The 23010-nt window shown below is 44.2% G+C and carries 18 protein-coding genes; 10 read left to right on the top strand and 8 right to left on the bottom strand.

Annotation, left to right across the window (positions count from 1 at the left end; translation table 11 throughout):
- Positions 1-7: 7 nt before the first annotated feature.
- Positions 8-715 carry an NUDIX domain-containing protein gene (locus R8G66_08750; protein ID MDW3192441.1) on the top strand — a complete coding sequence of 236 codons (708 nt, stop codon included), beginning with the start codon at positions 8-10 and terminating at the stop codon, positions 713-715.
- Between the two features lie 25 nt (positions 716-740).
- Here R8G66_08750 and R8G66_08745 read toward each other — a convergent pair whose 3' ends face one another.
- Positions 741-1418 carry a hypothetical protein gene (locus R8G66_08745; GenBank protein MDW3192440.1) on the bottom strand — a complete coding sequence of 226 codons (678 nt, stop codon included), beginning with the start codon at positions 1416-1418 and terminating at the stop codon, positions 741-743.
- Between the two features lie 182 nt (positions 1419-1600).
- Here R8G66_08745 and R8G66_08740 point away from each other — a divergent pair, with 182 nt between their 5' ends.
- Together R8G66_08740 and R8G66_08735 are read left to right on the top strand one after the other, a co-directional pair.
- Complete coding sequence (locus R8G66_08740; GenBank protein ID MDW3192439.1) at positions 1601-2077, top strand: DUF4199 domain-containing protein; 477 nt, start codon at positions 1601-1603, stop codon at positions 2075-2077.
- 101 nt (positions 2078-2178) lie between these two features.
- On the top strand, positions 2179-3504 hold the full coding sequence (locus tag R8G66_08735; protein ID MDW3192438.1) for a GntP family permease: 1326 nt from the start codon (positions 2179-2181) through the stop codon (positions 3502-3504).
- Between the two features lies 1 nt (position 3505).
- Here the strand turns inward: R8G66_08735 and R8G66_08730 are convergent, their stop codons facing one another.
- The gene (locus tag R8G66_08730; GenBank protein MDW3192437.1) at positions 3506-3970 is read right to left on the bottom strand and encodes a hypothetical protein; all 465 of its coding nucleotides are present in this window, start codon (positions 3968-3970) and stop codon (positions 3506-3508) included.
- Positions 3971-4182: 212 nt separating this feature from the next.
- On the opposite strand from R8G66_08730, the gene R8G66_08725 reads away from it, so the two are divergent.
- The 3 genes from R8G66_08725 (at position 4183) to R8G66_08715 (ending at position 8357) form a co-directional block, all read left to right on the top strand.
- The gene (locus R8G66_08725) at positions 4183-5229 is read left to right on the top strand and encodes a hypothetical protein (protein MDW3192436.1); all 1047 of its coding nucleotides are present in this window, start codon (positions 4183-4185) and stop codon (positions 5227-5229) included.
- Between the two features lie 271 nt (positions 5230-5500).
- Complete coding sequence (locus R8G66_08720) at positions 5501-6316, top strand: hypothetical protein (GenBank protein MDW3192435.1); 816 nt, start codon at positions 5501-5503, stop codon at positions 6314-6316.
- Positions 6309-8357 carry a helix-hairpin-helix domain-containing protein gene (locus R8G66_08715; GenBank protein ID MDW3192434.1) on the top strand — a complete coding sequence of 683 codons (2049 nt, stop codon included), beginning with the start codon at positions 6309-6311 and terminating at the stop codon, positions 8355-8357. The genes R8G66_08720 and R8G66_08715 overlap by 8 nt, the downstream gene beginning before the upstream one ends.
- Positions 8358-8538: 181 nt before the next feature.
- On the opposite strand, the gene R8G66_08710 is transcribed toward R8G66_08715, so the two are convergent.
- On the bottom strand, positions 8539-9186 hold the full coding sequence (locus R8G66_08710; protein MDW3192433.1) for a response regulator transcription factor: 648 nt from the start codon (positions 9184-9186) through the stop codon (positions 8539-8541).
- A complete protein-coding gene (locus R8G66_08705; protein ID MDW3192432.1) occupies positions 9183-11057 on the bottom strand; it encodes a 7TM diverse intracellular signaling domain-containing protein in 1875 nt (624 codons plus the stop codon). The genes R8G66_08710 and R8G66_08705 overlap by 4 nt, the downstream gene beginning before the upstream one ends.
- A 183-nt stretch (positions 11058-11240) precedes the next feature.
- Here R8G66_08705 and R8G66_08700 point away from each other — a divergent pair, with 183 nt between their 5' ends.
- The 3 genes from R8G66_08700 (at position 11241) to R8G66_08690 (ending at position 13630) form a co-directional block, all read left to right on the top strand.
- Positions 11241-11447, top strand: coding sequence for a helix-turn-helix transcriptional regulator (locus R8G66_08700; GenBank protein MDW3192431.1), 207 nt, complete (start codon positions 11241-11243; stop codon positions 11445-11447).
- 39 nt (positions 11448-11486) lie between these two features.
- Positions 11487-13136 carry a hypothetical protein gene (locus R8G66_08695; GenBank protein ID MDW3192430.1) on the top strand — a complete coding sequence of 550 codons (1650 nt, stop codon included), beginning with the start codon at positions 11487-11489 and terminating at the stop codon, positions 13134-13136.
- An 83-nt stretch (positions 13137-13219) separates the two neighbouring features.
- Positions 13220-13630 carry a hypothetical protein gene (locus R8G66_08690; protein MDW3192429.1) on the top strand — a complete coding sequence of 137 codons (411 nt, stop codon included), beginning with the start codon at positions 13220-13222 and terminating at the stop codon, positions 13628-13630.
- Here R8G66_08690 and R8G66_08685 read toward each other — a convergent pair.
- Positions 13614-14765: an adenylate/guanylate cyclase domain-containing protein gene (locus R8G66_08685; protein MDW3192428.1), complete on the bottom strand. Its 1152-nt coding sequence runs from the start codon at positions 14763-14765 to the stop codon at positions 13614-13616. The two genes, R8G66_08690 and R8G66_08685, sit on opposite strands and share 17 nt — an antisense overlap.
- A gap of 324 nt (positions 14766-15089) precedes the next feature.
- Here R8G66_08685 and R8G66_08680 point away from each other — a divergent pair, with 324 nt between their 5' ends.
- Entirely contained in the window at positions 15090-15422 is a 333-nt protein-coding gene (locus R8G66_08680; protein MDW3192427.1) for a hypothetical protein, read from the top strand.
- Between the two features lie 90 nt (positions 15423-15512).
- Here the strand turns inward: R8G66_08680 and R8G66_08675 are convergent, their stop codons facing one another.
- From R8G66_08675 to R8G66_08665, 3 genes are all read right to left on the bottom strand, one after another.
- Positions 15513-16130: a hypothetical protein gene (locus R8G66_08675; protein MDW3192426.1), complete on the bottom strand. Its 618-nt coding sequence runs from the start codon at positions 16128-16130 to the stop codon at positions 15513-15515.
- A 222-nt stretch (positions 16131-16352) separates the two neighbouring features.
- Positions 16353-18776 (bottom strand): family 16 glycoside hydrolase, encoded by a 2424-nt coding sequence (locus R8G66_08670; GenBank protein ID MDW3192425.1) that lies wholly within the window; start codon positions 18774-18776, stop codon positions 16353-16355.
- Between the two features lie 10 nt (positions 18777-18786).
- Positions 18787-22857 (bottom strand): CHAT domain-containing tetratricopeptide repeat protein, encoded by a 4071-nt coding sequence (locus R8G66_08665; GenBank protein MDW3192424.1) that lies wholly within the window; start codon positions 22855-22857, stop codon positions 18787-18789.
- Positions 22858-23010 lie beyond the last annotated feature (153 nt).

Raw genomic sequence — 23010 nt, 5'->3', positions numbered from 1 at the left:
TGTAGGTATGGATGTGAAGGACATCATTCAGAACGGAGCTAATTACTTTCTTCCCCACCTTTCTATTGATCTGGTCATCATTGGGTACCAGAAAAATCAATTGAAATGTCTGTTACTTAAATTGGGAAGCAAATGGGTATTACCCGGTGGCTACATCGGCAAAGATCAATCCGTTGATGATGCTGTCCTGGAGACGCTCAGGCAACGAACCGGACTGGAACATGCCCACTTAAAATTCCTATCAGTGTTTGGTTCCGAAGACCGAAAATTGGGAGAAGATTTTAAGGAGTTCTTTGACATGCTCGGCATGCCCTGGAACAAAGAATATTTCATCAATCAGCGATTCATCACACTATCTTACTATTCACTTGTAGATATTGAAACTACCCATCCGGTTCCTGGAGAATTTGACGAGGCAGCTGAATGGTTCAGTTTCGATGAGCTTCCCGATATGTGGCTGGATCATGGAAATATAGTAGCCTCGGCGAGAGAACGCCTGAAGAAGGACATCAAACACGAGCATGTCACTTATAATTTATTGCCTGATGCCTTCACCATGCCACAACTGCACGCGTTGCATCAAGCCATATTGGAAGAGAAACTGGATCGAAGCAGGTTTCAGAAGAAAATGTTGTCCAGTGGTATTTTTGAGCGATTACCCCAATTAAAAAAGGAGTCCCCTGGCAGAAACCCCTATTTATATAAATTGAAATGATGTCCACAATCTGATCGGCACATAATCATTCGACTTTTATGGCTTCAGGAACCTCATATGCTACTTCCCGATCAAAACCGGCAATAGAAGAGTAACCTCGATAAATCTGCTTCAATTCTCCGGACTTATCCTGTCGGACTATTTCATCTTTGTGCAGGCCAAATGAGAGATTGTAGAATCCATCCTTCGGGTCCAGACGATCGACAACCCCGTTATAGGAATAAGAGGTGACCGTGACATAGAGGCTATCTTCGGCAACGCTTACCACTTTCATCAAATAATGATTGTATTCCGAAGTTTCTTCCTGGTCGTGGATCACATAAACGTCTCCTATCTCAGGTGACGAGGCCATAGCCGCTTGTTCTTGTCCATCTAAAAAACCAGAAACAACTGAGAATGTGATTAAAATGATTACGATACCTGCACCCGAAAACATCCACCAGGGAGTTTTCACGGACTTTTTTAATTGTCGGACCTTTTGCTTAATCTCGGACTCCATATACTTATCTTCGTCTGCCCGATCACAATTCATGCAAATGATCTGAGCTCGTTTTTTGTAAGGAAAAAGTGGTATCCAAAAAATATGGACATAGGAGGCAAAAACAGCCAGCACGGAATTCCTATGATGACAATCGGGACATTCGTAGGATTCTCCTAGTTGCGCTTGTTTCAGGTTGCTTGTATTCCAGCCGTAAATGATCATGTTTTGTAAAAGTTAGGTTTTGAATAGTGGAAAATACTAAAAATACCTGATTATCAAAGGAATATCTTCATACAACATTCAACTACAACCATCACCCAGAGGGACCATTTTCATCAAATCACCCGAAAGTATGAACCCTGATTACTGTGCCTGACCTTCATTTGAACAAAACTTTAATCGCTATGAAATCATTCAAAACCGAACTTAAATGGGCTTTAATATTTGGAGCAACGCTACTCATCTGGATGTGGGGTGAAAAAGCACTGGGCTATCATGACGAAAAGATTGATCAGCACATGATCGTCACCAACCTGTTTTTCATCCCTGCGGTTGTCTTGTACGTGCTGGCAATTCTTGACAAAAGGAAAAGGCACTATGATGGAAAAATGAACTACAAACAAGGCTTCTTGTCCGGACTGATCATGACAGGAATTTTCACCCTATTTGTTCCACTCACCCAGGTAATTACTAGCCTGATCATCACGCCAGCGTATTTTGACAATGTGATCTCTTATGTAGTAGAGCACAACATGATGACTGTGGAAGCAGCCCAGGATCAATTTAATCTAACCAGCTACATCATTCAGGGGATGATCGCCTTTCCGATCACCGGTGCTATTACTTCCGCGATCGTGGCCATTTTTACCAGGAGAAGCTAGTTGAATACGGCGAAGTTATAAGTCCGGAGAGGGTAGTTATTCGCTTTTTCCGGTAGCAACTATCCCTTACTTTCTCCATCCTGTTTCTTGTATCTTGCAGTATGCTCACTATTCTCTTCATCCTGGTCAGTGTCGCCTTTCTGATCCTAACCACCACCTGGCTCAAACTGCACCCGTTCCTGGCATTGATCCTTACGGCATTTCTATTTGGGACCTTGTCGGGTCTGGAGCCCATGATCATGCTGAAAACCATCAATGAAGGGTTTGGTAAGACCATCGAAGGTGTTGGCATTGTAATCATAGCCGGGATCATCATAGGAGCCTTTTTGGAGAACTCCGGTGGCGCACAAGCGCTCGCAAAGGGGATATTACGATTGATCGGATCTAAACGTGTACACAGTGCCATGGGCGCTATGGGATTTATCGTATCCATACCGGTTTTTGCAGATAGTGGCTTCATTATTCTCAACTCCCTTCAACAAGCGCTGGCCAAAAAAGCCGGAGTATCTGCTGCTGGTACAGCGGTGGCATTGGCCATGGGGCTATTGGCAACACACACCATGGTCCCTCCTACTCCTGGCCCTGTAGCGGCAGCAGGAATACTGGAAGCAGACCTGGGTCTGGTCATCATGTTTGGACTGACAACCGGAATCTTCGCGCTGATCCCAACCATATGGTTTGCACGGAGATTTGGCAATTCAATGGAATTGTCGAGGCAAGATGAACCTGAAAGTCAGGAGTCTGAGTTGGAAACACCTTCCCTCGGGTTGTCGCTATTGCCTATCGTTATTCCGATTTTATTGATCGTTTTAAAATCAATTGCAGAATACCCTACTGCACCATTTGGGTCAGGTAGTTTTGTGCAGGCCTGTTCCTTTGTTGGTCACCCGATCATTGCGCTTTTCGTTGGGATATTATTTTCCATGCTGCTCCCTAAAAAACTGGAAAAAGACATGTTGAGTGTCAATGGCTGGGTTGGAAAAGCCCTGAAGGAAGGAACCATTGTCTTGCTGATCACCGGAGCTGGCGGCGCCTTTGGCAAAGTGCTACAATCCGCCAATATAGGTGCAATACTAGAACAACAGGTCGGAGCTTCAGGAATGGCTTTAGGGCTGGCATTTCTATTATCTGCTGGACTTAAAACCGCTCAGGGATCTTCAACGGTAGCACTGATCACTACTGCGTCCATCATGGCCCCGCTCATGTCTGTGATGGGCATTGAATCTGGCGTTGACAAAGCCCTGCTGGTGGTGGCAATTGGTGCCGGTGCTCCAACCATCTCACATGCCAATGATAGTTTCTTCTGGGTAGTCACGCAAATGACGGGTATGAACGTGAAGCAAGGCTATCAGTTGCACAGTTTGGCTTCGGCGATATTGGGGCTCACTTCCTTGTTGATCATTGGGATTCTGAGTATAGTTTTTTAAATCAAAACCGGCACCCATCCGGTAATGGCACTTGTCGATCCAGGCCAATGGCGAATCCATCCGGAAACTCCTTTGATTCAAACCCGTTTCCCGGCGTGCCAAACATGGCCAGGTTCGAGTATCCTGAATTGTTCATATGGAGCCTCACCCATACTTCCTGATTCGTATCCACAGCTACAGGACCTCCGGAACGTGTAAAAGGCTGTTCATTAACATGGCTATGTGTCAGAATGCGACGGTATAGTAAGTTCCCGGAAACATCAACCACCTCCCACCAATCAGCATATTGTTCACATCCGAGATCTGGCGTGGACAAGGTCACTGAAAACCGATAATCCTGTGCATCTCCCTGGATGCTCACCGCAGTTACCCGAGCGTTTTCATTCACAGGATGCTGCTGCACATTGGCCTGGCAACACACACCAAATATCAAAAGCAGAAAAAACAACTTAACCTCCATGGACATCAAGATAGCGATTATTTAATGCTTGTTATTGCAACAACTCTAAAGGAAAGCCTAAAGAATTATGAATCACAAAATTATTACACTATAATCAAGCGGTTATTTAAGAAATTTTCATAAATTCTTTTCCTTTTTTAGAACAAAGAGAAATCTCTGCCAGTAATTTATTTATTGGCAAAAACCCAGCTTATTTTGTGGAAAATATTACACTATTTATGATCATCCCGAAGGAGCCGAAGCTTACTCCTGAGCAATTCCAGGAGGTAAAGGCAATTGTGAATGAATTTGAATGCCGACTGCAGCCTATCGAAGGTTTCCATCGCACTATTTATGCCATTTTAGGCGAAGAACGTAAAGCCATCATGAAAAACCGGATCCTTGGATTGGATTACATCGACCGGATAGATGCCATTGATTCTCCCTATAAACTGATGGACCGATCTTCGGAGATGGCTTATCATAAGGTAAAGGTAGGATCAACGATCGTTGGCGAAGAACCTTTCATCATTGGAGGACAATGTACCATTGATCCGGAAAACCCGCAACTTTTCCTGGAAACGGCCCATGCCGTAAAAGAAGCAGGCGTAAAAGCCATCAGAGGTGGTGTCTGGAAACCCAGAACCATGCCGTATTCTTTTCAGGGAGATGACCGTTCCATGAAGATCCTCATCGAGGCAAGAGAACAAACTGGCATTCCTGTTGATACGGAAGTCATGGACGATTACCAATTGGAAATCGCGCTTGAGGCAGAAGTAGATATCCTACAAATTGGCGCTAGAAATGCACTAAACTATTCGCTACTCCGACAAGTTGGTGAAAAAACCGCTAGTAAAAAGATGGCCGTGCTCTTAAAAAGATCCATGTCCATGGGGCCAATCAATGAATTCATCGCTGCGGCGGAATACATTGCAGCAGGAGGAAATGCAGACGTGATGCTTTGCCCTCGTGGTACGGTGCCTAAAATGGATGGATACCGAAACTATCCTGACGAGAGTATTACTCCATTATTGAAAGAGAAAACCTGGGCTCCGGTAATTGTAGACCCTTCACACTCGGTAGGCAGGGCCAAGTACGTGCACAGTGCTTCGTTGGCAGCCATGAGTTACGGTGCGGATGGATTGATCATTGAAACGCATATCGATCCTTCAAAAGGCATTGGTGATGATCCCAAGCAAGCGGTGACTCCTGATGAGTTGAAAAAGATCATTGACCATTCTAAAGCGATCTGGGCGATGCGCCAGGAAGAAGCAGAATTGGTATAAAACTATTATAGAGTTATCAAAAAGAAGTCAGCTTCGATGAAGCTGACTTTTTTATTTGTATCCCAACCGACTTTTTTTCATAAAACGGAAAAAGTCAAATAATCAATTTCAAACATTAGAAAACTCACCGCCATTTTATTTCTGCGAATGTTTCCAACATCATGCTTCAAAGCAATGCCTCAAGTCGCTCAATCCTCCCAATTCTCAAGCCTTAACCATAAGATCATCCATCAAACTTGTACCCGGTGATGGAAACGATTAGTTTAGACGCATGAGAGCATTGATATGCTTGGTATGCCTGATCTATTCCCTAAATCTAACCGGTCAAAACGGTGATTTCCGACTGGGTGCCCGTAGCGCTGGCCTGGGTGGCACTTCTGCAACGTTGGTTGATGGATGGAGTATTTTCAACAACATAGGAGCGATTGGGGCATTGGACCAATCCTCCGGTATGCTTTCTTATCAAAATCGATATGATATTTCTGCTTTTCAGGTCGTCGGAGGTGGCTATGTTCATCATACCAAACCCTTTAATGCGGGTGTCTCCTTTTTCCGGTTTGGTGATGACCTGTTCAACCAACAAAAGATGAGTCTGGCCATCGGCAACAGCTTTGACCAGGTTTCGCTTGGTCTGGGCGTAAGCTTTGTCCAATACAGCATTGAATCGTTAGGTAACCAACAAGCGGTTGTCCTTGAATTTGGAGGGTTGGCTACGCTTACCGAGCAACTGACGCTTGGTGCACATGCCTATAACATCACACAGTCTCGCTTATCCGAAGAAGAAACCTTGCCGACCGTGCTGAAAGCTGGATTGGCCTACACCCCAACTGATGCCCTTTTGATTTCAGTAGAAGTTCAGAAAGACCTGGATTTCGATGCCATCCTGAGAGCTGGACTGGAATATGAGATTGTCAAAAATGTGTGGGTGAGAACAGGATTCGGCACAGAGCCTTTCAAATCAGCATTTGGTGCTGGCTGGCAATGGAAGTCATTCATGATTGACTATGCTTTCAATGATCAAACGGACCTGGGTGCCATTCATGAGATCTCGCTGACCTATTCACTCAAACGTGCGTCAGGTGAATAGGCTCATCGCACTATTTGTCTTATTGATCGCAGCCTTTCCTTTGTGGGGCCAGGATGGTGAAGACATTGACCTGGAAGCCTTCGTCGAACGTCTGTTTCAATTTCAGGACGAGGACATACAGTATGATGACCTATATGAATCGCTGTTGCAACTCTACACAAATCCGGTCAACCTAAACCGCGCTTCTCGTGCAGATCTTGAGGGGCTTTACTTGTTCAGTCCTCTTCAGATCAATGATTTGGTGGCACATATCGAAACAAATGGAAAACTGATCAGCATTTACGAGTTGCAAACCATCGAATCGATCGACCTCCTGACCATTCGCAATATTCTGCCGTTTGTGACTGTACAGGAAATTGAAGATGGTCGCCCACTTTGGGAAAAGATCCGAACGGAGCCCAACAAGTATTTTATCCTTCGGAATACACGAACTGTCGAACGGGCTTTTGGCTTTGAGGAAGGATTGTTTGATGGAGATGCCAATCAGCTTTACGGTCGTTTCCGTGTGAGTCACAAAGGCGATTATAGCTTTGGGTTTACGTTTGAAAAGGATGCCGGTGAAGGACTGAACTTCAATAATGGAAGGAATGGATTTGATTACTATTCCGCCCATGCCATGCTTGAAAACCGTGGAGGGTTTGATCAGATCATTTTGGGTGATTTTCAAAGCCAATTTGGTCAGGGTCTGGTGTTCGGTGCAGGGTTTGCTCCTGGTAAAGGAAGTGAAACGGTACAAACCACCCGACGAAGCTCCACCGGATTAAAACCCTACACCTCTGCGCTCGAAAGCGGTTTCTTTCGCGGAATTGGCCTCTCTAAATCCTTCAACCGGCTGAAGGTCGATGTGTTATACTCCAACTTGAAGCAGGACGCCAACATCCTTTCCGATACCACCTATTCTGATTTTGACGAGTTTGTCAATTCTATTCAGACAACCGGATTCCATCGTACCCGTAGCGAATTAGGGAGTAGAAATACCATTACCGAACAATCACTTGGTGCCGCGTTGCAATATCAGATCACAAGACGCCTTACTGCAGGTGTTACGTCTCTGTACTCCAGTTTTAGCCAGCCACTGCAACGAAGGCCCAATAACTACAATCAGTTCGAGTTTGTCGGAAACAACAATTTCATTGGCAGCGCCTATTTCGATGGTTACTGGCAAAACTTTACCTTCTTCGGCGAAGTAGCCCGATCATCGAGCGGGGGTATAGGAGCCATCACCGGATTACAGGCTTCTCTGACTTCAATTGTGGACTTCAGCCTGGTACATCGCAACTATGCCCGCGACTTTCACAGCTTTTATGGGAACGCTTTTGGAGAAAGCTCCAGGATCATCAATGAGGTTGGTACTTACTGGGGATTGAAGATAAAACCCAACAAAAAGCATGAGATCGCACTGTACTATGACAAATTCCGGTTTCCGTGGTTGCGTTTTCGTACAGAGGCGCCTTCCGATGGATTTGAATATCTGGGCCGGTACACCTTTCGCCCTTCTCGAAACATTACGATGTTTGCACAATTCCGTCAGGAGAATAAGGAAAGGACGATCCAGCCAGAAGGCAGCAACCTGAATCAAATCCAAAGTACCCGAAAGCGAAATGGTCTGGTTGATGCTACTTTCAAAGTGAATCGTAATTTTTCCGTCAAGTCCAGGGTCCAGTTTTCTGATTTTCTCCTCGCTGGTGAAACCACTCGCGGCTTTGCGATCCTACAAGACGTGAACTATTCTTTCTGGAAAATCAAATTGAGTGGCAGGATCGCACTGATCGATACGGATGATTTTGAGAATCGACAGTATTTCTATGAACGTAATGTACTATACGCCTTCTCGAACCGATCCATTTCAGGATTGGGTACCCGACGATACATACTTGTGCAATTCAAGCCTACTCGTAAGATCACCTTTTGGGCCCGTTATGCCCAAACCCGTTTTCAGGATGCAGCAACCATCATCTCTGGCGAAATTGGTAGTGGTCTCAATCTAATCGAAGGAGATACTCGTTCAGAAGTGACGCTTCAGATGATGATCAAATTGTAAGGATTTAGCTCTCATTCAGCCCTACCATCTTTTTCCTGCGAACGAACTTGTGTCAACGCATTTGATGAAGAAGAAAAGTAAAGGGTCATCAGGACATCAATAATTGCAGTCATTATTAATTGGCTTTAGTTAACAAATAAATAAGGTTCGAGGTTTCCCATATTCCGCTGGTCATTCCGACTTAAATCAACCCATTCTTAAAAGCAAATCGGATAAGTTCCGCAATGTTTTTGGTCTTGGTCTTTTTGAAAATATTCGATCGATGTGTCTCTACGGTCCGGGCACTCAAGAATAACATATCGGCAATCTGAGCATTGGTATACCCTTTAGAAAAGAGTGGGATGATCTCCAATTCTCGCTTAGACAATCGACTAGCCAGCGCCGATGTTTGAAAAGATGGCACGGGACTAACATTACTGAATGACTCCTGCCCTACTTTCTTCATGATCGATTCACTGTAGTGCGAACCACCGCTCATGACATCATGAATGGCCTGTTGGATCTCTTCCATGGGTGAAGTCTTCAGTAAGTACCCTTTGATCCCCAGTTCCCGAAACTGAGATACAAGCTCCGGTTCTTCGTACATGCTGAGTATAATGATCAAAACACCAGGAAATTGTACACGCATCTTTCGGGCACAATCCAGCCCATTCATCTCAGGCATTTCCAGGTCCATCAGTACCAGGTCCGCATCATTGCTTTCAAGGTAATCCAGTACTTCCTGTCCATTCGTCGCCATGCATACCACCTCTGTGTGTTCCATGGTTTCCAAATTGGCAGAGATACCCGCGGCAATCAATGGATGATCATCTGCAATAATGATTTTCATGCTTCAACAGTCTTTTCATTTGCAACAAAAGGAACCCGGATAGTGAATGTGGTTCCCCTAGGTTCATTTGGCTCTATCGACACATTCCCAGCCACCATTTCCAGGCGGCTATGTATGTTTCGTAATCCCATTCCTTCATTCAACTTGTTGGTATCGATTCCAACCCCATCATCAGCAAATACCAGCATGATCGACTCATCAATCACAAAAAATTGTACTGATACCGTATTTGCCTGGCTGTGCTTCAGTAAGTTATTGACCAACTCTTGCAGAATCCTGTAAAGAGTGATTTCTATGATCTCTCCTGGCCTCTGATCAAAGTTAAAAGATTCAAAAGTGTACTCGATTTTCGAATACTGGAGTGCTGCCATGAGCATTTGTCGGGAGGCAGCAATCAATCCTAACTCGTGCAGGGTCTTTGGCATCATGCTATGAGAAAGGGTCCTGAGGTCACGACTGGAATTCTCTAACGTATTGAGCAAATCTTCTTTGTTCTGTCCATGTCTAATTCCCAGAATAACACTTCCAATTTCCTGAACAACCCCATCATGCAGTTCTTTCGCAATTCTCCCACGCTCCTTTTCCTGCGCAGTAATGATGTGCTTGATCTGGTCTTTCTGCTGGCTATTGATCGTTTTTTGATATTCGATGTTCTTCTTGCCAATCAGGTAATATCGATGTGCCATGGCCAGCGTGAGCACGAAAATCTCAAAAAAGATGAAGGATTCCCATGACATGGTTCGCTGCTTACTGGTCAACTCCCAGGTCAAAGCAAAATAGTGACCTACGAAATACAACAATGGAGAATAGGCGATCACAAAATATCGAGCCATCATATCCCCACGTATAGATAACGTCACGGCCGCTACGATACAACAGAGCATGGACAGCACCAATTTCAACGTAAGCAGATTGAACACCATCACCTCCACCCAGTTGATATGTCGCAGAAAAATTGTGAGCACTGCATTGATCACGGTGGCCCAAACCATAGCACGCATGACACGATACATCAATGGTGTCTTCTCCTTTAACTGGAGAAAATGAATGACATACAGCAGTCCAAAGAAGATTTGTGCCAGACCAAAAGCATCCGTATAATTAACGCCAAAAAAGACGTATTTCTCGAATAAACGAGCATCCATCACATCCGCCATCAGGACAATGTTTCCCACATTGGCCAATACAAATCCGACATAATACAACTGGATCTTGTCGCGTGTGAATACGAAAAACACCAACGCCACCAGGATCACCAACGACGAGAACCCGATCAGTAACAACAAGTAGGTGGTCTGAAAACGAATTTCTCTCTTCCTGACCTCATTCGAATTGATGGTCCATAAGTCATTTCCTACGAGCAGGGTACCTTCTTTGATTGTACAATGCATGAAAACACTGATCGTATCCCCTGGCTGAATTTGCAATGTAAATAAGTAAGATGGGTTGATGGACAAATATTCTCGCCTACGGTTTTCTGGAAACTCGAAGCCCTTAGGATTGTATTGATTGATCACCTGGCCATCTTGGACCACATACAAATGCAAGGCATCCAGATAGGTCTCATCGAATTCCAGTAAAAATTGATCCCACTTTGATTGATTGCTGATGTGTAATTTGATCCAACCCACATCATTGAAATTCCCCAAATGCAATCGTTCCTGGTTCACTTCTTCGAAGTATTCAGGGTGGTCGATGGCTTGCTTCAAATCCACGGTATCCAATTTACTGCTCCAGAGGTAGCGCGTATTGAGTTCGCTATGCTCAAATCCCAGACCCAGAACATGGACATATTCCTCCTCAGGAAGGTCACGGGCCGTGGCACAAAGGCCCCATATTACCATCAGTGAAAGCAGCGTGCAGGTTTTCACCTTTCTAATATATCGGATATCCCGGACAAATTTCCCTACGTAGTTTCCCGTAATTTCATTCCCAGACTCCCTTAAAGGCTTGACAAACAGCCGAGTAACCTGCTCCTTTACCTCACCTCCGGGGATTCCACTACCGAATTCCCAGAGATTTTAACCGAATCGCCAACGGTAAAATGAATAACGATGAACATACCCTTTACGCCACGCGAGTCCCAAATTCTGGATATGATCCTCGATGAAAAGTCCAGTTCCATTATCGCCAGTGAGTTAGGAATCAGCCAACGGACCGTAGAAACTCATCGCAAAAGCATTTACGCCAAAACCGGAGTAAAGACCGTCGTAGGATTGGTCAAGTTCGCTCTGGCCAGGTCTACAAATAATCACGAATAATAACCGCTAACCACTACATACATGAATAATCAACACAAAATGAAATCACTCCTCTTTTTGCTATTGATGAGTGTAATTAACACCGGAATATATGCCCAGTTGATCGCCAAAGAAAATGTCCATGATCTTGATAAGCGAACGGTAAATGCTCGAAATCACGGACAGCCTTCTCAGGTGATTTATGATGATGCCGCACAACAATTCCAGGTCATCTACACCACCAACACGAAGAACAAATCGATTGAGGTAGACAAGTTGACATTTGATTACGACCTGAACTTTGTCAGTGAAGAAAAGGAAGAAATTGAGTTAGTGCCTGCTGAAAAAGGTGAAAAATCGGAGTATACGCCCAACTATCGCGGCGATGAATACACCATACAAGGAGTCACTGCAGGCCCCAACAAAGCGGGTCGGCTTGAGTTCCAGAAACTGGAAACAAGCTACAAATACAACTGGTTTTCGGGTAGGTACAAGAAAAATGTGAAGAAACTCGATAAAGTCAAATTCACGGACGAAGGCAAACGTAAACTCACTTACGTGTCGCATTATGACAACCCTGAGAATGGAGAAGTACTAGCGATTGCAGGGCAGCCGGACAAATTCTTCCAGGTGACCAGCTATAAAGTGCTCCGAGTCAATGCCAACCTCGAAAAAGTCAGTGAAGCCAGTATTGATCTGGGGTTTGTTTATCGTGTCATGTTCGCAGCCCCCTTACCATCGGCTGATCCTGCTGTGGCCTCCGACTTTGTTATGGTATTTGCCGCCGCAGGCGGAAAAGGGCTTTACAAACCAAAAATATATCAGGACCCCAGTCCAACGAAATGGACGTACGTGAGGATTTCACCCGATGGTCAGATAAAAGAACAGCTGAACTTTGATACCAAGACATTGAATTGGCAAATATTAGGCGCCACTGAGAAAGACGGAGCTACCTATGTTTATGGTGTAGGTGAATCTAAAGGGGTCGGCGAAGATCATCAAAAACTACTTTCTGCCATTGGGACTGGCAAACAAGACAATTTTCAAATTTTGAAAGTTACAGGTGGAAAAGTGGATTTCGTCAGCGCCCCGGGTTTGGAAGAGATCAACTCCAAGAATGAAAAGCCTGCCAGCCAAAAGAAGCCTTCCGAATACTCCGGTAAGAGTGTGGTATTCACGGATATGCGCGTGACGTCCAGTGGAGATGTATTCATCACTGCGCAGGATTACCTGAACCTTGGAACCAAAGGTGGTCCTATTTACAAAGATCTGTTTCTCTTTCACTTTGGCCCGGATGGCACTTTCAAAAGGCTCTACGGTATTAAAAATGATCAGAAAAACGCCGCTACTAACGTGCCCACGGAAGGAACGATATTCGAAGGGTCGAATGGTAAATTCTACTGGTTCCTATCGGCTCTGAATGATGTGTACTCACGATCCTGGTCATCCTGGAGTTACTTGCCCGGTGATGTGGTAAAAGAAACCACGACGACCATTACGATCCCACTGATCCAGTACAAAGGAGGACAAATGGACATTGAAAGTGGAACGCTGGATGATTTCAGCGTATTCGGTAACGGTGAGTTCAACATCTTCCCTAACACCCCATACATTCAGGTAGATGGAGGTTCGAAAATGATTTTCCTCGGATTTGGAGGAGATAAAGGCCGCCAACTGTGGTTAGGAAAATTTGACCCTACTACTTTATAAAGCCCAAAACAACTATTGATTCATCGCCAGAGCCAGGCCAGTAATGGTCTGGCTTTTTTCTTTTATACATTATCTTTCATACAATGAATGAACCTTCCCTTTCTTTCGGACCACAAAAGACACTGGTGATCATTCCAGCATTGTTTTGGGGTGCCTTCCTGATCCTGTTTTTTGCGGCAAATGAATTTGTATGGGGATGGGGTTTTTGCCTCGGGTCTGGTGTGTTAGCGTTATTGGCTTTTATGGCACAATACAGGATCTATCGATTTGATGCATCCACGATGAACATCACGGGACCTCTATCTACCAAAAGCATTTCCCTTGCTGATATTCAAACACACAACCGAAGAACATTGACCCGAAGAGGAATCCATTATTATACCTGGACACTGGAATTCAGAAATGGGAAAAAACTCAACATCATGTCTGACTACATGAAGGATCCACAGGGTTTCCGCAAGGCTTTTGAATTGTGGATTAAGCAGAAGGACTGACCGCAGTTCGACTGATAGCGAAAAGTTCAGCGGGTTCTTCTCTGCCTCTGAGTTGTGTGGTTCCAAGAGATTCAAGCTGAAGCGAAGAAGCATCTTCCATCGCATCGATGATTTCTCTGGAAACTATCAAAGGTCGTTGATAGGTTTTACACATTCCCTGAATGCGAGCTGCGGCATTGAGAACATCACCGGTGAAAACAATTTCCTTCTTCAATGAACCGATCTTTCCAGTAGTGACTTTACCGATATGAATTCCAGCTTTGAAATGAGGAACAACCCCATATTTCTCCTGGAATTTAGAAGCTTGCTTATTCAGATTATCCTTAATACCAAAAAAACACGCGATACAATTATTTCTGGCAGTGTCTTCACTTGCCTTCCACGTAACCACTACTTCATCTCCCACATATTGATAGACTTCTCCTTCATATCGAATGATGGGATCTGTCATGGTCTCGTAGTAATCCTGCAGCAGATCGAAATATTTGATATGCCCAAGTTTTTCCGCAAAAGTGGTTGATTCATTCATGTCGAGAAACATGAAAATACGGTGTTCTTCCTGAGCGTTATGGTACTTTCCGGTAACCAATTTCTGAAGAAATTGATGGCCCACATGCTCGCTGAAGCCTGCATAGATCAAGCTTATCATAAGCGAAAAGCCCAACTCAATCAGCGTATTCAAAAAGGTCATACTTAAGAAAAACCTTCCTGTTATCTCCATGGTCTCCTGATCAAATACGGAAAATTCTGATCCCAGGCTAACCGCGACCGGATAGAACATGGCGACAATGACAACCATGATCAACAAATAAAGCATCAATTTGATGAACAACCCTCTTAAAAAAGATAGATGTCTGAAACGTCCCTGCCACTTGACCATTTCCAAATAGCCTACCAACATGCCCACTAAAAATGACGCGAAACTGGCAAAAATGATTACCGGCAATGTCATCTCGACATCTGCGGACAGGTTGAGATTTTGATCCCAACTTTGTGTCAGATCACTAAGGGTTGTAAACAAAGAAATCACCAACCAGATCGCTCCAAAGGGAAGCACCCTTGCTAGATTTCGTTTGAAATGCGGACTCATGACTGCAAAGTAAACAGCTTGATGGGTTCTTATTTTCCTCTTCACGCGATATCTCTTTGTTCCACTAAAAGAAAAACCCTTATGGTACAGGATCTATATCAGATTCCTAAAACAACGAACTTACCTTTGACAGCCCCTATTTGACTCATTTACAATACCTTACAAACACAGCTACTTCATTGTTTATGCCTAGTGCCGCAATTGCGGTATTGTGAAGCTTACTCCTTTTTGAGCACTTGCGCACTTTTGAAACTCCCCAACTTAGCCATGTCGAAAGTGATCAACATCACTGAGACAGGGCGGAACCCGAAAAGCCCACGGCATAAAGCCTAAACAGAGTAGGTCACTAGCATATAAACTTTTATTATCATGGGATTAGTCTCAACTTATTCATGCGCAGAATTAGGCGCAACACTTGAAATTACTGCAGCCAACACTTCAAACGGAACCGGCTCTGCTACTTTGAAACTTGAAGATGCGACTGTAGGCATGAACTTGCACTACCACTTCGAGAACAATTCAGGTCCAAAAACAGTGATGCAATTCTGGGGTAGCGATATCTACGGATATTCTTACTCAGGAGCAGCTGGCTTTTCAGAAACTACTGACGGATCAAGCGGGATCGAATTGAGTGGTGCGCTTTCTACATTGAATGGCATCGTTAGTTTCACTGGCAAATTCTTGCAGTCAGAAGCGGTATAACGAATTAATTCGCTGTTCAGCGTCTTAAAATGATAAGCTAAAGTGAAAGAAAGACCAATAGATCAGAGTTGTTCTTGAAATAACTCTGATCTACTCTTTCATAAACCTCACATTCATGGATTGGATCGTGGCAAAAATCCAACCCATCAACACGTGATCAGAAGGGCGGTTTTCCAGCTCAATCTCCCATTTTCCTTTGTCGCAGGGATCATTGCTAATCAAGGTTCCGTAAGTCCGCATGACACCCGTCAACAGCGTCGGACTGTCTGCAGGCTCTACCAGGGTAAACTGGCTATTGCAATCTGGCTCATCATTGAAGGCCATGAATTTTCCTCGATCTACGGTTGACGTGATCACAAATTCTCTAGGATCATTCGTATCCGTAGGGTCTGTTGACAACAGAATGGTAGTAGTCACATCCGGATTTGCGATCTCCCACCAAATTCCTTTTGCTTCATCGGAGAAGAAAGTCGCCTCAGAAAAACTACCATTGTTCTCAATTTCCCACTTTTTCAGGTCCTTATTCACTGGGGTAATCTCATAAACCTGATCGTCGATGGTTAGGGTCATCGCAATGGGACGGGCTACTTTGAATTTGAAAGCCGGATGCTTTTTCTTCTTGTAAGTAACATCAATATTGACCTGTTGGGCCATAAGGCTGATTACCATGATCATCATCGACGAGAAAAGTAGCAGTTTCTTATTCATGATTAGTGATATCCGGTTAATTCTGAAATTCATCAAAAAAGTACGCTTCTAGCATATCAGGGTAGATTTTTCTAGTATCTAAATCTACCCCTACCCTAAAGGGAGTAAAAGAATTCGTCCCCCGGCCGGGTAAGGCTTTAGGGAATTGAATGGTGATTTTTTCAAGATTTCTAATCTTTCGAAAAATCTGCCTGGATACGAGTAATTCACAATCACCTAACTTTATTTGCATTTAATATTGTGTTCCCAAACCATCCATCCGCTTGGATAGATGTCTCGTAATTCCTTTTTCCCAAAGTCAATTTCATCCTCCTCATCCAGTATCCAGTAGTCCCAGTGTACTTTCTGAGTAGTCGTTGCCAAACCCATTCCACCCGCTTCCCTTTTGGGTGGTCGATCACAAATGATGGCATCACCAATCAAAACCTTCCCTCCTCTATTAGCTGGATTGTTGGGTCGCATATAGGGGATGTAGATTCGCTTCCCAGTTCGTGAGGCAAAACTTCGATACGTGCTGGATCTCGGATTGATGTATTTGATACGGATGTAATCCACATGTGCAATGGTGCGCTCAGGAACAACAAAACCAGCGATCGGACCAAATCCTTGCAGGTTTTTCTCTATGGCTACCACCTTGTCGTTGATATAGAATTTATACTCCTCACCTACCTTCTTGATTTTGAGCCTGGTGAAGGCATTGAGGTTAATCCCTGCTCCCTTCCAATCCGTTACCGCTACGTAGCTGCTGCCATTGTAGTAGTCCACCCGAAAGTTACCTTTGGGGCTAAATCCAAAACGATACTGTTTACCTCCCTTTTCTGCCCGACCCCAGGCCATGCCCAATAAGGCAGAACTACTGGATGCATCAAATTTGACAGCTGTCTCAAAAATGTAATCTTTGTCCTGATCCAAAAACAGCTTGTTGTTCCACTTGGTGTAAGACGTTTTCTCGGCCATCACCTCATAGCGAAAATATCCATCAAGGATCTGCTGATCGTAGGAGCCTTCCTTTCGTTTTGACGCCCATTTGTCAGAATTGTCTTCAAATTCATCCGCATAAATAGGAATTTCGGATTGATTGGATTCATTGAGGTAAGTCACTTTGATGAAATCTACTTCCATGTTCCCTGGCACATAATCAAACCCAACCTTATTGCCCAAAAACCCCTTGAAAGGTTCTTCCAGGACTTTTTCATCATTCAGAAAATAGGAAGTTGTATTTCCTTCCTTGCGCACTTTGATCACATTATATGCCCCAGGATTCACTAATTCAGATTCCTTCCAGGATTGCGAAGCATACCATTTTCCACGTTGGTATTTCCCAATGTAGAATTTGCCTGTATTCTTCAATCGAAAGACATTTCGATATTGGAATTCGTAATTCCTTCCCCAAAAAATGCCGTATTCTTTGTCTTCTTCTTTGGGATCACATTTTAGCTTGACTTCCAGTTCAAAATCCCGAAACTGATCAATCACGATCTTACTGTTCCAGATTCCGTATCGGCTTTCAGTAGAAGTCATAACGTACTTACCATCTACAATCCGTTTGGCATTCTCATCATTGACCTTGGTATTCCACTCATTGAAGTTGTCTTCGAAATCATCAAAGAAGATCACACCTGCAGCACGAGTAGATGCACTTTTGGAAATGCTCGTGCCTTTGTACTTCAGATCCTCTTCCCGATCTATTTTGAAGAGAAGCTTCCCACTTTTAGCATCATAAACGAAATAAGCGGCCTTGTAACCTCCAAAAAGGACATAGTTTGTATTAACAAAATACGGTACCTGTTTCACCTCTAGCTGCGTGATTTTTCTACCCGAAGCATATTCATAAACCGCTGCCTTCTCCGTGAATTTTCCTGTCGCGAAATAATTACCATCAGGAGAGAACACACCATCCGGAAAATCTACCCGGTCTTTTTTCCCACTGCGAAATGGCTTTCCATGCAACAATACTTCTGTCTTGTACTTGTTATCATCCCGCGTGTAGATCAGGGACCTACCCGGATAATGTGCCAGAACTGGAAAAGGTGCCTCGGTATTCCCGTATTCGGTATCCGATTCAATGGCACCATAGCCTTCAATGGTCAATTCGGCACGATGGTAATCACGGGAACCAACATTCATGATTTCAAAAGAATTGGGGCCACTAGGCCAAACACTGATAGGATCATCATCACGCTGACTGTACAATTCTATGTCCAGATCGGCATACCCAACCAATTCTCCAGTGTACCCATCCAGCACGATAGATTGTCCCATGTGCTGCGCCAGGATGTAATCTCCACTTTGAGATTCCATGATCCGAACCTTAAATCGTTCACTGGGCCGATCGATGAACTCCAGGATATCACTGCTCCATACTTCTTCTCCTTCATTGGATAGATCAAACGCACGAAATACATAATTGTAATCCATGACAATGAACAGGTTTTCGTCATTGGAGAATCCTGTTCCAGCGATATCCTCCCCCATGCCTACATTGAATGTAGACTCATCTGAAGTGATCCCATACACATAGACCAACTTGTCCTTTGATATGGCGATATGGTTGCCTTTTGGTCCGACTGTTAGGGTATAGATATGCTGTTGTGCAAATGCTCCGAAAGCAACCAGGACAATCAACGTAGATAAGAGATGACGCATATTTAATAGATTAAATACCATAATAGACGAATGGCCCCCAATAGTCCGGGTGTTTGAATTTGTCACCATATTTCCCCTGAATAAATTCAATTTTTGTCGCTGCAAAGGCATCCAGATAGGACTGCTGTTGCTGGAAAACTTTCCGATACATTTCTGTCATAAAAATGGCGGTGCCTTCATCAGAAACGGTCCATTGCGTCACGGAAATACTTTTGGCCCCCGCAACTAAAAACGCTTGAGTCAATCCGACCACCCCTTCGCTGGAATACAATTTACCAAGGGCGGTTTCACAAGCTGACAGGTTAACAAAATCAGCCTTCAAGTTCAATTGTTCGATTTCCGGTACACGCAGAAATCCATCTTCGCCTCCTCGCGCTTGTTTGTATTGTCCCAGTACAATCGTTGAAAGTTCCGGAATCTCAGCGTAAGCCCATCCATGTGTGGCAAAATGCAACACCTTGTAATTCGACAATTGGTTGGCTTTAGCCATCGCTTTCAGTTGATTTTCATTGGCATCATCCGCTTGATACAGCTCCGCACCTCCCACAATGGATCTGATCTGATTAGTCTCTCTAATGGTTCCAGGAAGAGGCGTCATTTTCGTAAACCCCATTTGAATGTAAGTAGGCCGCATGGAAGCTCCTTGTTCTTCCGCCGAATAGTAAGTTCGTTGTAGTTGATTGAAAGTCAGCGCTCTGCTTCCAGTGTTGGGTATTCCTTCGCTTGCATCCAGTTCTTCAAATACCGGCCCTCCAAAGGCCAAAAGAGGTTTACGAGCCGAAGAATAATTTCTGGTACTCAGTGCCTTCAACACTGTCGCGGATTGCGCGTATCTGATCTTATATTGCTCAGCCAGGTATTGGCCATTGTCGTCCATCAGTGTTTCAAATGGCAGAAAGGCTAACGGGCCATCAGGAATGATGATCAATTCTTCTTTTCCTTCAATTTGATCAGCAATCGGTCGGATCAACAAATCATAAAATACCCGGGCGTAGCTCTTTCTGAGCAATTCATTTCGGGCATTCGGTTCCTTGATCAAGTGTCGATAGAATTCAATGGTTTTTTCCAGATTCGAATCCCGAACAAGACTCTGGGCAACATTTTCAGGAACACCTTTCTCCGAAACGTATTGCCGGATCTGTTGCAACATACTGCGCTGGTTCATGAAGTTCACAAAGCGCTCCTCTCCTTCCTGTTTAAGAGAACTGATCAAGGTACTGTCCGAATATTCCTTGCCGCTGATCCCATCACTGGCAACAACCACTGGAAACAAGTGCGAATGAACCTCCCAATAGAGATGTACCACATTATAATCAATCAAAGCCTGATCCGAAGCTAGCATTCCCTGCATCTGATTGGCAGAAATATAGGAGCCTGATCCCATTTTTCGGAGCAGTTCTCGAGATCGATTGCGTTCATGTGCTTCAAATGCTCCAGCATAATTCTTTTGACGGTGCCGCGCCAGGCTTACGATCCTGTAATAATTATTGGTGGCAGACCGTATACCTCTTTCTGCTTTGGCATCAGCATTTTGCAACAATTTTTCGTTGAGTTTGATCGCCTTTTCGGCATAGGAAGCTGCTTCCTGATATTGCTCCTGTCCTAACAGTCCTCCAGCCAGATTGGCATAAACCGTCTTGGCCATCTCCGGATCAACTGACTCATCAATGTATTGCAAGGCTTTTCGATAGTAAGCAATCGCATCGATCTTCTTATTGTAACTGATCAAGAGCTTACCAATAGCATTATTGACCATAGCAAGCCCGCTTACCATACTCAGTTTTGAGTACAGCGCTTCAGCCTTTTTGAAATAATCAATGGCTTGAAAAGGCTTATTCAAAAGCATCAGTCCGAAAGCAATGTTGTTGTAGTTATTGGCCAGCGTCACCTCATCGCCCGAGCGCTGATAAATAGCTGTGCCCTGATTAAGCATTTGTATCGCATGATTGACGTTCTCACCTTGTGAGATGTAGACCGTAGCAATATTCCCAAGTGCAATGGCCTCATCATTTTTATTACCAGCAGCACGTGATACCTCCAATGCTTTTTCATAGTAAATCAGTGCACGAGGTTGTTCTCCCTGATTGTCGAAAACTCCTCCTAAGCCATTCAAGGCCCCTACTCGATAAGCTTCAAATTGGCCTTCATACAGGTCCATTAGTCGAAGCGCTTCCTCATAGTATGGGCGAGCCAGATCAAATCGAAATCCCTGATTATGGGCGTGGCCTGCATTTACGTTCGCAGCTACCAAAAGCGCGATATCTCCAAACGGCAAAAGCAACTCCACTGATTCCTTGCCGAATTTCATGGCCTGCTCCACCTCCCCTATTTTTCGCCCGGAAGAGGCTGCTTCAGACATAGCAGCGCCGAGTACAGCTGCTCTCGGGACTTTCAACGTACGTTCTTGTCGAATGACCTCCGCCATTTGATTGTACTTGTTCCGGGGTGAAGATTGCTTTTGCGCAGTTTGAAAACGTTGAAAGTTGGCAGCTCTTTTTGGGAGGTCTGGATTGATGAGGCTCTCCATCCATCGATCAAACTCAGAGAAGTCCTTTGCGTAACCAGCGGCATTGATCAGCACCCAATCCGTATTTTTCTCGCCCATCCCTTCATTGTCTACTTTGAAAGAGATGACTTTCCGAATTTCCGCTTCTGCATTGGGTCGATCCCCACTCAACAGATGATAGTAGGCGTACAGTTGATGGGCAATTGGGTCGAAAGGAATAAGTTCTGTGGCTTTTTTCATCAAAGGTTCTACTCCATCCAATGTCCCTGACAATAGCGTAAACCAGCCCATGAATGCATTGGTAAACTGATCTTCCGGATAAGCCTGATATACTTTCTTAAAGGCCTCAAATGCCGCCTGAAACTTATATTCATTCGACAATACAAAAGCCATGTCGATGTAGTACTGGGGATCATCCACTGCGCTTTTAGGATCATTTTTCACCTGGGCGATGGCTGATTCATCCGCTGCAACTTGATTTACAGTCACCATTTCCTGCTCAGACACATGCTGACTTGATCCATCAAGCTGATAGGTTGTGATCGGTCCTGTATTCTTGACGCTTTCAAGCAACCACAGTCCACCAGCACCATTTGTGACCAAATTTCGGTTTCGAGAAGCATCATGATAAATAGCTGTTGGATTATTGATAGGCAAATCAATGTTTATCAACTCCCAAGTAGGAACATCCAGCAAAAACCATTGTTGATTCCCTGGGTCATTTTCCTTTGCAGTGGTCAGTAAGATCTTATCGCCATTTGCGGCCATTGAAAAGTGAACCGGCTGATCCTCGATCTGCACACTATTGACAACCTTTCTGGTCAACAAATAACTTTTCTCAATGAGATATTCTTTCTTATAATTAAGTGAGCGCCAGAAGTGCGCCTGATAAACGAATTTCCCATCGTCAGAAGCCTGATAGCCATAAGTGGTCCCTTTTTCTGGCTCCCATCTTTTACGAAGTGATGTAGTTATCTGATCAAAATCTCTGGCTTTGGAAAATCCATAGAGGACGTTAGCCTTATGTTCTTCTTTCAGGAACTTTCCATTACCCGTAAATCGCAAAATGCCTGCCCCTCGGTCACCCACTGGCTTAGTAACAAAAACATCCTTCCCCTCAGTGAAAGTGGCATTTTTCATACTGAAACTAATTCCTGAAAGTAAGAATTCGTGCTCGGAACCCGGGATCAGATTGATGGCATTGACTTCACTGGTATTGCCTGTTCGGTCATGAATCCCAATTTCATCCAGTAGATCCCCTGTTTTTATATCTACTTTCTTGATTTTGGATTGCTCAGGCCCAATCACATAAGCATGGTCATTGTTCAATGCCGCCTGACGAGGTAAGCCACTATTTGTAATCGGAAGCTGCCATTTCACTTTTCTTTCCTGATCATCCCATAAAATCACCTGGGATCTGGTTGATATGAGCCAGCTATTACCATCCGGAGAGATCGCAACATCGGTCACATTTTCTGCGACATCAATTTTTATGGTGACTGAAATTGGCGGCTGTGCTTGTGCTGAGTAGGAAAACAGCCAGGTAGTGGTAAGAATGGCGATTATTCGTCTCATGATACTTGTCTCTCTACAAGTTAAGGCGAAGCATTACGGGTTTCAAAGCGCCACATATCCCCTGATCTACAAATTACGTATTTCCACGTAGGGAAATAATGGGATCAAATTAGATGATTGACCCTCTTGAGTTGTTTCTTATGAGTATTTATA

This window comes from Cytophagales bacterium (genome assembly GCA_033344775.1).
In the GTDB taxonomy this organism is placed as follows: Bacteria; Bacteroidota; Bacteroidia; order Cytophagales; family Cyclobacteriaceae; genus JAWPMT01.
This window is presented reverse-complemented; position numbering and strand designations above follow the sequence as displayed.